The organism is Mycolicibacterium aichiense (assembly GCF_010726245.1).
GTDB lineage: Bacteria > Actinomycetota > Actinomycetes > Mycobacteriales > Mycobacteriaceae > Mycobacterium > Mycobacterium aichiense.
Genome location: NZ_AP022561.1, coordinates 4,140,919 through 4,153,013 on the forward strand (window position 1 = coordinate 4,140,919; position 12,095 = coordinate 4,153,013).

Below are 12,095 nucleotides of genomic sequence, written 5' to 3' on the forward strand. Positions count from 1 at the left end.
CAGTTATCGGAGTTTGCCCGGATCGGATTTCACCGGGCTTGCTTGCTGCGGGCGAAGTTCTCCATGAGGTCCGCGGCGGTCGAGACGCTGTCGGGGGGCGTGATCATCCGGGCTCCGAGCTCGCGGGCACGAGTGCGATATTCGGGGGCGAGAATGGTGCGCAAATCCTTGACCAGCGTCTTCTCGGAGGCGGCGGCAAACTTCCGGTAGGTCCCCACCTTCAGCTTCTTGACCGCGGCGCCCCAGATCATCTGCACATCCGCCATGTACAGGACCAATGTCGGAATTCCACTGCGCAGCCCTGCTGCGGTGGTGCCCGCGCCGCCGTGGTGCACGACCGCACGGCAGGACGGAAAAATCGTCGCGTAGTTCACCGCTTCCACAACCTTCAGGTTGTCGTACTGCGGGACGTCGCTGAAATCGGTCCAGCCAGCACACACCAACGCCCGCTCGCCGACCTGTGCGCAAGCGCTGGCGATCATTGCGATCATGTCGGCGGGTGACTCGACCGGAATGCTGCCGAAACCGAAGCAGATCGGCGGCGTCCCCGCGGCAATCCAAGCCATCACGTCGGAGTCGGCTTCGGTGGCCAACTCCAGCGTCAGGGTCCCGACGAAGGGGCGCTGACCTTCCCAGTGCGCCCACTCCTGTGCCAGCCCCGGGAACAGCGCGGCGTCATAAGCCTGGATCTCCAGCAGCTGGAGTTCGGCGATCCGCCCCGGTACCGGCCCGGTCGCCGGGGGCAGTCCCAGCTCACGCCGCGCTTCGCCGACCTCGTTTCTCACCCCCCGCCAGATCACCGCCTCCCCCAGCCGCATGACCGCGCGGACTGCAGGTTCGGGCAAGAACGGCAAGAGCTTGCCGTTCACCCGCATCGGATACCACAACAGGGTGGCCAGTGGAGTGCCGCTATATTCAGCGACGTCGAACGCGAGTTCCTCGTAGCTCACTCCGGTCACCAAGAGATCCGCCCCGCCCGCAATGGAAGCCAGCGCCTTGGTCATCTCGCCCCACGCCTTGATGCCGGGCTCACGGGATTCCCGGAGGTAGTTCCGCACATCGCGGACGCGCCAGAAATTGCGGAAGAAGAAGCCCCAGAAGTCGCGGGTGTCCTCCAGCCAGGTCCGGGTGTCCGGCCCGTAGGCCACGGCTTCGAGGCCGACAGCCTCGGCCGAACCGATCGCGTCCGGAGGGACGGCCATCTGCACGTGATGACCGCGGCGCATCAGTTCGCGCCCAACAGCGATCCCGGGCTCGACATCGCCACGGGTGCCGTAAAAAGCCAGCACAAATTTCATCGGATGCTCCCGGCCCTTCGTCCCCGTACCCGCTCAGCCGCCGGGCAGCGTAACTCGGTCAGGTACCACCCGGCGCAACTATGACCATGTCCCCTTGCGCCGGTGCGCAAGGGCCAGGGTCTCCAAACCCAGCTTGACCAGTGGCGGTGGCAGCAGGCGGTTGATGTTGCGGTAGCGACGGGAATCCTCGAAGGCTTTACTGAAGCCGCGCTCGCCGGCCGCGAAGGCGGCGTACACACGATCCAATTCCGAGGCATCCCAGGACTCGTCCCGCGCAGCGGCGGCCAGAGTTTCGTAGACCGTGCCGATCCAGTCAGTGCCGAAGGGCTCGGTCACCGCGCCGCGGATTTGATGATGCCGCAGGTCAGGGGTGAGGAACTCGTCGACCGCGCATTCGTCCTCGATGTCGAGATCGACACCCAGCGCAGTGGAGATCCGCTTCACCTCCAGACGCCAGTCCCTGAGGAGGTTGGCGTATTCGACGAACACCCGCGGCACACTGCGAGTGTCTCGTTCGGCCAGCAGACTGTATTTCAACCACCAGGCGCAGGTGAGTTCCGGTGACGAGTCCACATAGTTCTGTTGGTTGGCTCGCTTCCTGAGCGAACCGATGATCTCGTCGGGATGGCGAACCGCGATCACGGCGGCGACGTCGAACCCCGCCTGGCGGGCCGCCTCGAACCAGATGCCCGACACCGTCGTCGTCTTCGGTTCTTTTATGACCACCAGTGGTGCGGCCGGAAGTCCGCTGAGATAGTCCTTCGCCTTGGCGACCCACGCGGTGTTGCGTCCGACGCTGAACACATCGTCGTCGTGCGGCACCAGCGAAGTGTCGTAGCCGGAACTTCCGTGGTCGTGCAGAATCGCCTGGTTCAGGTGGATGACGGCACGCGGTTCGAAGAAGCCCCGGGGATTCTCGGACGTGGCGCCCAACAAGCCGGGCGGAAGCGCGGCACCGCTGAGCGCGAGAACCTGTGCCAGAGCCGAAGTTCCGGACCGCCCGTTACCCAATACGAAGAGAGCAACCGGTCGACCCTGGGCGCCCGGCTGACTTTTGATCACCGCCGCAGAATAGGGGTCCGCCGACTTCCTCGACAAGGTATCGCCCGGTTACGTCATGACCGCGGCGACCGCTCGAGTCCAGCCCTCCCGACCACACCGGTCGGCTACTCTGACGCTCGTGTCAATCCAGGACCGCCCTGCGCCCGCGGCCAACGATGCTGCTCAGCGGGACAATCGGCTCGATTTGATGGACCAGGCCTTCTACGCGGGTCATCAAGCGGCCGGCCAGAAGGAAGTGATGCAGGTCGGTTGGGTCTACCAGCGCGCGGTTGACATAGAAGCGCTGAAGCGGTTCCGCCGCGAACTCGGCAAAGGAATGATGGGACGGCTCATCGAGCGGTCGCCGCTGCCCTTCGGCCGGCATCGGTGGGTCGCAGCGCCGGAATCGTCAGAGCTCGAAATCGCCACCACCGTTCGCCCGCGAGCGGAACTCGGCGACTGGTTCGACGAGCGCACTCAACTCCCCATCGACCCGGAATCGGGACCCGGCTGGCGAATAAGTGTTGTCCCGCTCAGCGACGGCTCCACCGCGATCAGCCTCGTGCTCTCGCATTACGTCATCGACGGCATCGGCGCTGCGGTCGCGGTGACCGAGGCGCTGCTGGGCATGTCTCGCGATCTGGGCTACCCGCCGCCGCGCTCTCGCCCGGGACTGCGCGCATTGACCCAGGACGCCGTCGAGACTGCGCGCGATGTTCCCTCGGTCGGCCGGGCGGTTCTCGCTGCGGCAAAGGAAGCCCGGCGGCGCCAGCAAGATGTCACTCACTCCCAGGCGCAGGCCTCGCTGCCGGTGGCCGTTTCGACCCGCGGCGCGGATGACCTCGTCATCGCGCCCAACATCTGGATCCGGCTCCGGCTGGACGAATGGAATGCCCGAGCTGAAGCACTCGGCGGAACCGCCAGCGCATTGGCCGCGGCATTCACCGCTCGACTCGACCGGCATATGGGTCGTACACACGGCGACGCCGCGGACGTCCGATTACTGCTGACGGTCAACACCCGCACCATGGACGATGCGCGCGCGGTCGCCGTCTCCTTCGTTCGGGTAGGTATCGACCCGAACGGTGTGACGACCGATCTGACGCAGGCCCGCACCTCGATCAAGCAGGCGCTCAAGGATGCCAAGGACACCGAGGACGAGTCGGCTGAGCTCGTCGCACTGACGCCCTTCACCCCAAAGCGCGCATGGCGGCATCTGATCGACTACGCGGTCAGCGATCCGGAGCGACCCGCGGTCTGCTCGAACCTCGGCGATACCGGCCCCGCAGCGAGCAGGCCCGACGGCACGCTGTGTGACGCGATGTTCGCGCGCGGCGCGAGCCAGAACGTCACCCGAGGGTGGCTAGAGCGGACGGGCAGCCAATTGCAGGTGTTCGTCGGGACTTCGATGGAGATGAACCAGGTCGGCGTCTGCGTGCGGGGCTATCAACCGGGTTCGGTGACCACTCGGGCAGCGTTGCGCGAACTGGCCGAACGCACCTTGGCCGAGTTCGGCCTCAGCGGCGAGATCGACTAGCGATTTCGCTCCGAGTGAAACTTCCAAGCCTGCGGCGAGGCTGCTTGCGGGCACGTCAATGCAACCAGTACGAAGCCGGTATAACAGTTAGCCATAACCACACATTTACGCATGCGCAAGCGCGTATGCTCCGCTGTTGCATCACCAAAAGAGCCCATACGGAGGCCCTCATCATGGTTGACTCTCGTCGAGATCGGTCGCGCTCTCGGGGGCGTCGCTCGTTTGCGGGGATAACCGTACGAGGGACTGTGACGCCCGCCACACAGGCGACGCCGAGAGGGCTTGCCACCCGATGAGTTGGTGCATTCTCCAGCCGGCGGCTGGTGCTGGAAGCGGAAGCGCGTGGAAGATGGGAAAGGTCGTCGTGCGGTGATCGAAGGACGTTCGCCCGACGTTGCGCAAACTCAGCCCGATGTCATCATCCGCCCCCACGACGACGCCCCCGCGCCGCCTGCTCACCCATCGGCTCCACCACCGCCCCAGGCCGCAAGTCCCGCCCGTAAGAGTCGAAATCGTGGCCTACCGCTGAAGTCGTTAAGCCGGTTGTGGATTCCACTGGTGGTGATCGCCGTGCTCGCCGCCGGGGGCCTGACCGTGTATCGCCTGCACGGGATCTTCGGGAGCGAGAAGTCGCTCTCGTACGGCGACACCAAGAACGACAAGGGCAAGCCGTACAACCCCAAGCATATGAAGTACGAGATCTTCGGACCTTCAGGAACGCCGGCCCAGATCAGCTATTTCGACGAAGACGGCAACCCGGTACACACCGACGCGACGCTGCCGTGGTCGCTGGAGTTCCCGATCTCGGCTGCCGCGGGCATCGGGAGCATCGCGGCGCAAGGCGACAGCGACACCATCGGCTGCCGGATATCTGTCGACGGCGTCGTCAAGGACGAGAAGACCGTGACGCATGAAGTAAGTTCCTTCGTCTCCTGTCTGCTGAAGGCCGCATGAGTAATCACCAGCTGGACACCGGCCGGCCCGTCGTCGCGGACACGATTCGCCGATTCTCGGCGCTGGTCATCTTGGGCTGGTTGGCGATCATCGTCGGCTTGACGCTCGGCGTTCCAACTCTGGAGCAGGTCGAGGCCGAGCACGCGGTCTCCCAGAACCCCACCGACGCGCCGTCGTGGAAGGCGACGCAGCGCATGTCCGAGGTGTTCCAGGAGTCCACGAGCGGCAACGCCCCGGTGATGATCGTCCTCGAAGGTCAACAACCCCTTGGCGATGACGCGCATGCGTACTACGACCGGCTGATCCGGCAATTGCGAAGCGACACAAAGCACGTGCAGCACATCCAGAACTTCTGGGGTGATCCACTTACCAGCGCAGCCGCGGAGAGCGATGACGGTAAGGCTGCCTACGTTCAGATCATCGTCACTGGCAGAGCGGGCGACGCCCTAGCCAACGAATCGGTCCAGGCCGTCCAGCACGTCGTCGCACAGACTCCCGCCCCACCGGGCATCAGAACATACGTGACCGGTCCCGCGGCGCTGGCCGCCGACATCAGTGTCGCCGGAAACAGCACGGTCACCACCATCACTTTGGTGAGTATCGCGGTCATTCTCGTGACGCTGCTGATCATCTATCGCGCGCCACTTACCGTGATCGCGCTGCTGATGGTGGTCTTCGTACAGCTGCAGGCGGCCCGCGGAATCGTCGCGCTCCTAGGCCATTTCGAGATCATCGGACTGACGAGTCTTGCGGTGAACTTGTTGGTGGCGCTGGTGATCGCGGCCGGAACGGACTACGGCATCTTCTTCATCGGGCGCTATCACGAGGCGCGCCTTGCCGGCGAGGATCGCGAGACGGCGTTCTATACGACCTACCGCGGGGTCGCCCACGTCGTATTGGCCACCGGCCTGACGGTTGCGGGGGCCACGTTCTGTCTCAGCTTCACCCGACTGCCCGCCTTCCAAGCTCTGGGCGTCCCGTGCGCGGTCGGCATCTTGGTCGCGGTCGCAGTGGCCCTCACCCTCGTTCCGGCGGTCATCGCCGCAGGCGGCCGTTTCGGCCTGTTCGAGCCCAAGCGGCCTGCCAGCACCCGCGGATGGCGGCGCATCGGAACGGCGATCGTCCGGTGGCCTGGGCCCATTCTGGTTGCGTCCCTGGCGATCACGCTGGTCGGACTGTTGACGCTGCCCGGCTTCAAGCCCGACTTCAACGACCAGCATTTCCTGCCGAAAAGCATTCCCGCCACTGACGGCATCAACGCAGCGGCGAGGCACTTCCCGCCGTCGGCGATGATGACGCCCGAAATACTGATGGTGGAGACGGATCACGACCTCCGCAATTCGGCAGATTTCCTGGTGCTGAACAAGCTGGCCAAGGCGGTCCTTGCAGTTCCGGGTATCGAGAAAGTTCAGGCCGTTACACGCCCCGAGGGAACCCCTCTCGCGCACACGACGATTCCGTATCTGATGAGCGCGCAGCAGGCCGGCCAGCAGCAGTTCATGTTCTTCCAGAAGCAGCGTATGGCGGACCTGCTCACACAGGCCGATCAATTAGGGCAGACCATCGCCATCATGTCGCACATGTACGACTTGATGAAGCAGTTGTCAGCCACGATGCATCAGATGGTGAAAAGCACGCACGAAATGGCCGATATCACCATGCAATTGCGTGACCATATCGCCGACTTCGAAGACTTCTTCCGGCCCATCCGCAATTACTTCTACTGGGAACCGCATTGCTTCGACATCCCGATCTGCTGGTCAATACGAAGCATTTTCGACGTCCTTGACGGCGTCGACGGACTGACCGACAAACTGCAACAGCTGACCGCGAATCTGGACCAGATGGACGTGATCATGCCGCAGCTGCTTGCCCAGTTCCCGGAGATGATCGCGATCATGACGAGCATGCGCGGAATGCTGCTCACCATGCACAGCACTATGTCCGGTGTGTTGGGCCAGATGGACGGCAACGGCACGAATTCCACTGCCATGGGTAAGGCATTCGACGCCGCCCAGAACGACGACTCGTTTTATATTCCGCCGGAGGTCTTCAAAAACGAAGACTTCAAACGAGTCATGAAGATCTTCATCTCACCGGACGGTAAGGCCGTTCGCATGCTGATCTCCCAGAAGGGCGACCCCACCTCGCCCGACGGCATTGGCCGAGTCGATGCGATTAAGAGCGCGGCGGAGGAAGCTCTCAAGGGCACTCCTTTGGAGGGCTCGCCGATCTCTCTCGCCGGTACCGCCGCGCTCGTCAAAGACACCGTCACCGGAACCAAATACGATTTGATCATCGCGGTCGTTTCGGCGCTGTGCCTGATCTTCGTCGTCATGTTGATCGTCACGCGAAGCCTTATTGCAGCGATGGTGATCGTTGGGACGGTACTGCTTTCACTAGGTGCGTCCTTCGGCCTGGCCGTTTTCATATGGCAGTACCTACTCGGCATTCAATTGCATTGGTCGGTCTTCGTGATGACCGTGATCATCCTTTTGGCCGTCGGATCTGACTACAACCTGCTACTGGTCGCGAGAATGAAGGAAGAGCTGAGCGCCGGTATCAACACCGGAATCATCCGCGCTATGGCTGGAACCGGCAAAGTCGTGACGACCGCGGGCCTGGTGTTCGCGTTCACCATGGCGTCGATGATCGTCAGCGATGTGATCAGCATCGGCCAAGTCGGCACCACGATCGCAGTTGGCCTGCTGTTCGACACCTTGGTGGTACGCGCGTTCATGACACCGTCTATCGCCGCGCTGCTGGGCCGCTGGTTCTGGTGGCCACAGCGGGTTCGGCCCCGTCCCGCCAGCTCAATGCTCCGACCGACAGGACCGCGTCCGCTAGTGCGCGCCTTGTTGCAGAACCAAGAGCGGTAAGTGGCGGACACCCAACTCGCAGCCCAGCCGGCCGAACCGACCAGCCCGACCCGACGGCCGGCTATCGCGCGTTCAATTCGCGCGCTGTCACCGCTCATCATTGTGGCCTGGGTGGCGATCACCGTCTATGTGACCTTTTTCGTTCCCTGGCTGGAGACCGTCGGTCGGGACCATTCGGTGCCGATGGCGCCACAGGATGCCCCGGCGGTCATTGCGATGCACCGCATGGGCAATGTGTTCCAGGAATCCACCTCCGACAGTTTCGCCATGCTGGTGATGGAGGGTCAGCAGGAACTCGGCGAGGAAGCACACACGTATTACGACGGACTGATTCGCGAGCTGAAAAGCGATACAACGCATGTCGAGCACGTGCAAGACCTGTGGGGGGATCGGCTCACCGCATCCGGTGCGCAGAGCAAAGACGGTAAAGCCGTCTACATCCAGTTGAACCTGGCCGGTAATCAAGGCACGACACTGGGTGGACAGTCGATCAACGCCGTCCGCGGTATCGTCGAACGAACGCCCGCGCCACCCGGGATCAAGGTCTATGTGACCGGCCCGGCGGCATTGGTCGCCGATATGCAGCACGCGGGCGACCACTCGATGATCAAGATGACCGCGGTCGGCGGCGTCATCATTTTCGTGATCCTGCTCTTCGTCTACCGCTCGATCATCACAGTCATCGGTTTGTTGCTGACGGTCGGTATCGAAGTCCTTATTGCGCGCGGCGTCGTGGCGTTTCTCGCCGACCACAGCGTCATCAGCCTCTCCACGTTTGCGGTCAGCTTGCTGGTTGCGCTGGCAATGGCCGCAGGAACCGATTACGGCATTTTCTTCTTCGGCCGATATCACGAGGCGCGTCAATGTGGTGAAGACATTGAATCCGCTTTCTACAGCACCTTCCGCAGCGTCGCCCCCGTCGTCCTGGGCAGCGGTATGACCATCGCCGGAGCGATGCTGTGCCTGAGCTTCACTCGGCTACCCATCTTCCAGAGCATGGGTGTGCCGTCGGCGGTCGGCATGTTCGTCGCGGTCGCGGTTGCCGTCACGCTGGTTCCGTCTTTTCTGGCCGTCGGCAGCCGCATCAAGCTGTTCGATCCCAAAGTCCGGCTGAGGAACCGCCGCTGGCGACGTATCGGCACCGCGGTCGTCCGCTGGCCGGTACCCATTCTCATCACCACGATCGCGATCGCGCTGGTCGGCCTGCTTGCACTGCCCGGCTACCAGACGAGCTACAACGACCGCCTCTACATTCCGCAGGATCTTCCCGCGAACGTCGGAAACGCGGCCGCTGACCGGCACTTCTCCCAGGCCCGGATGATGCCCGAAATCCTCATGGTCGAATCCGACCACGACATGCGGAATCCGGCTGACTTCCTGATCCTGCACAGACTGGCAAAGTCCATCTTCAAAGTGCCTGGCATTTCCCGGGTTCAGGGCATCACCCGCCCTGAAGGCACACCGATCGAGCACACCTCGGTGCCCTTCCTGATGGATATGCAGAACGCGGGCATGCAGAGCAGTATCAAGTTCCTGAAAGCACGCATGGACGACATGCTCGCGCAGGTCAAGCTGCTCGACCGGCAAATCGTGTTGATGAAGCGCATGTATGAACTGCAGAAGCGGCTCAACGACATCACCCACGATTCGTTCATCACGACGAAAGAAATGTCCGAAGTGGTCAAGCTGCTCATGGGGGGCGCTGCCGACTTCGACGACTTCTTCAGGCCCATCCGGGCGTATTTATATTGGGAGCCACACTGCTACGACATCCCGATCTGCTTCTCGATCCGATCGGTATTCGACGCGATCGACGGCATCAGCCAAATCAACGACAAAATGAAGGAAATGCTCGTCCAGTTCGCGACATTGGACCAGCTAATGCCCCAGCTTCTCGTGCAGATCCCTCAGATGATCTCAATCATGGAATCGATGCGGGACATGATGCTCAAAATGCACGCCACCATGTCCGGAACGTTCGGAGTGCTCGACGATTCAAATTCCAACACCGGCGCCATGGGGCAGGCATTCGACGCGGCCCAGGACGACGACACCTTCTATCTGCCGCCAGAGGTTTTCGAGAACCCTGATTTCAAGCGGGCGATGAGCTCCTACCTATCCCCCGATGGAAAAGCCGCGCGGTTCATCATTTCCCACAAGGACGAACCCGCGTCGCCTGCGGGCATCGCGAGCATCGCCAAGATCCGACTCGCGGCCGAGGAAGCGCTCAAAACGACGCCACTGCAAGGGTCGAAGATCTCCATCGCCGGGACCGCCGCGACGTTCAAGGACTTCAGCGACGGCTCCAAATACGATCTCTGGATCGCGGCGATCGGTGCACTCTGCCTGATTTTCATCATCATGCTGCTCATTACCCGCAGCCTGATCGCAGCCCTGGTGATCGTGGGGACTGTCGCGCTGTCATTGGGCGCGTCCTTCGGTATGTCGGTGCTGCTCTGGCAATACATCCTCGGCATCAAACTGCACTGGATGGTGCTGCCGATGTCGGTCATCGTGTTGTTGGCGGTCGGCTCGGATTACAACCTGCTGCTGGTATCGCGGATCAAGGAAGAGTTGGGGGCCGGCATCAACACCGGCATCATCCGCGCGATGGGCGGCACCGGAAAAGTTGTGACCAACGCCGGCTTGGTGTTTGCGTTCACCATGGCCGCGATGGTCACCAGCGATCTGCAGATCATCGGTCAGGTCGGCACCACCATCGGCCTGGGCCTGTTGTTCGACACCCTTGTCGTACGGTCGTTCATGACGCCGTCGATCGCCGTGCTGCTCGGCAGGTGGTTCTGGTGGCCGCAGCTGGTGCGTCCCCGCCCGGCGAGCTTCATGCTCCGGTCCGAGGGAACACGCGCGTCGGTTCGCGCCTACATGCTGCCTCGCGAGGACCGTGCGGATGACGAACCCGTCACCGCCGAAATCCCAAGAGCAACGGTCTAATTGACTGCTGTCCGGGTCTCCAGGCGGACGTAATCCGCCAGGCTCTCACCGGCATCAGCGGGCACGAACCCGGTGGACTCGATCTTCGCGAGATCAAGGACCCCGTGTAGCGGGCGCGGCGCAACAGGATTCGTGGCCGTGCTGAAGTACTCCGCCGTTGACACCCCGCTGATCCGCGAAGGATCGTGACCGGCGAGTTCGAACGTACGCCGCGCCACGTCGGCCCAGGACGTGGCCGGCCCGGATCCGGTCACGTTGTAGGTCCCGTACGGTGCGCGGGTCTCGGTCACATGCCGGATGGCCCGGGCCAGCTCCGAGGTGAACGTCAGCCGGCCGATCTGGTCGTCGACCACCGACGGGTCGATACCTCGTTCGGCCAGAGAAAGCATGGTGCGCACGAAGTTTCGGCCATCACCGATCACCCACGAGGTGCGCAGGATGTAACGCCGGTCCAGTGTCCCGATGATCTGGTCGCCGGCGGCTTTCGTCTGCCCGTAGACGCCCAGCGGCGTCATCGGATCGTCCTCACGGTAGGGCCGCGTCGCGCTCCCGTCGAACACGTAGTCCGTCGACACGTGCACAACCGTCAGGCGGTGTGCCGCCGCGACCCGCGCCAGGTTCGCGATGCCGGCGACGTTCGCCGCCCACGCCGCCTCTCGACCGTCCGGAGTCTCAGCCAGATCGACCGCGGTGTAGGCCGCGGCGTTGACAATCGTCTGGTACTCGCGCCAGGAGCGCGCCGAGGCGAAATCGCGGGACGTCAGATCGAAGTCGGGCAGATCGACGTACTCGACATACGACAGGCCGTCGTAGGCGTCACGCAGAGCGCGGCCCAACTGTCCGTTACAACCGATCACCAGGATCTTGCGCGGCCGCACGGGGACAACCTCCGACAGCGGGCCCTGAGCCCGGTCTTTGGCGGACAGCTCGGCCTGATCCAGCGGGATCGGCCAGTCGATCGCGATGGTCTCGTCGGCTGGATTCAGCGAGGTATAGACACCATCCGGCGAGTAATGGTCGTTGACCAGGTAGGTGTAAGCAGTATTCGGCTCCAGGGTCTGGAATCCGTTGCCGACACCCTGCGGCACGAACACGGCCCGGGACGGGTCGACTTCCGCCGTCACCACCGTCCCGAACGTCGGGCCATCGCGCAGGTCGACCCAGGCGCAGAAGATCCGTCCGGTCGCCACCGAGATGTACTTGTCCCACGGCTCGGCATGAATGCCACGGGTGGTGCCGGCGGATTCGTTGAACGAGACGTTGTTCTGCACGGGCCCGAAGTCGGGCATCCCGGCGGCCACCATCTTCTCGCGTTGCCAGTTCTCCTTGAACCAGCCCCGATTGTCACCGTGAACAGGCAGATCCCAGATGACCAAGCCGGGAATCGCCGTCTCCGTCGCGCGGAGTGGTTTTCCGAGCTCCGTCATTGCTTGC

The 12,095-nt window shown here is 63.0% G+C and carries 7 protein-coding genes; 4 read left to right on the top strand and 3 right to left on the bottom strand.

Going from position 1 to position 12,095, the window contains the following annotated elements:
* Nucleotides 1-29: 29 nt before the first annotated feature.
* On the bottom strand, nucleotides 30-1,298 hold the full coding sequence (locus G6N32_RS19850; protein WP_115321500.1) for a glycosyltransferase: 1,269 nt from the start codon (nucleotides 1,296-1,298) through the stop codon (nucleotides 30-32).
* A 78-nt stretch (nucleotides 1,299-1,376) separates the two neighbouring features.
* On the bottom strand, nucleotides 1,377-2,357 hold the full coding sequence (locus tag G6N32_RS19855) for a sulfotransferase family protein (RefSeq protein WP_115322025.1): 981 nt from the start codon (nucleotides 2,355-2,357) through the stop codon (nucleotides 1,377-1,379).
* Nucleotides 2,358-2,478: 121 nt separating this feature from the next.
* On the opposite strand from G6N32_RS19855, the gene G6N32_RS19860 reads away from it, so the two are divergent.
* The 4 genes from G6N32_RS19860 (at nucleotide 2,479) to G6N32_RS19875 (ending at nucleotide 10,661) form a co-directional block, all read left to right on the top strand.
* Nucleotides 2,479-3,876, top strand: a complete 1,398-nt coding sequence (locus G6N32_RS19860; protein ID WP_232077190.1) for a non-ribosomal peptide synthetase family protein — start codon at nucleotides 2,479-2,481, stop codon at nucleotides 3,874-3,876.
* 543 nt (nucleotides 3,877-4,419) lie between these two features.
* Entirely contained in the window at nucleotides 4,420-4,830 is a 411-nt protein-coding gene (locus tag G6N32_RS19865; RefSeq protein WP_232077191.1) for an MmpS family transport accessory protein, read from the top strand.
* Nucleotides 4,827-7,709 carry an MMPL/RND family transporter gene (locus tag G6N32_RS19870; protein WP_115321501.1) on the top strand — a complete coding sequence of 961 codons (2,883 nt, stop codon included), beginning with the start codon at nucleotides 4,827-4,829 and terminating at the stop codon, nucleotides 7,707-7,709. Before G6N32_RS19865 ends, G6N32_RS19870 begins: the two co-directional genes overlap by 4 nt.
* Nucleotides 7,710-10,661: an MMPL/RND family transporter gene (locus tag G6N32_RS19875; protein WP_115321502.1), complete on the top strand. Its 2,952-nt coding sequence runs from the start codon at nucleotides 7,710-7,712 to the stop codon at nucleotides 10,659-10,661.
* On the opposite strand, the gene G6N32_RS19880 is transcribed toward G6N32_RS19875, so the two are convergent.
* On the bottom strand, nucleotides 10,658-12,088 hold the full coding sequence (locus G6N32_RS19880) for a sugar nucleotide-binding protein (protein WP_115321503.1): 1,431 nt from the start codon (nucleotides 12,086-12,088) through the stop codon (nucleotides 10,658-10,660). The two genes, G6N32_RS19875 and G6N32_RS19880, sit on opposite strands and share 4 nt — an antisense overlap.
* Nucleotides 12,089-12,095: the final 7 nt, after the last annotated feature.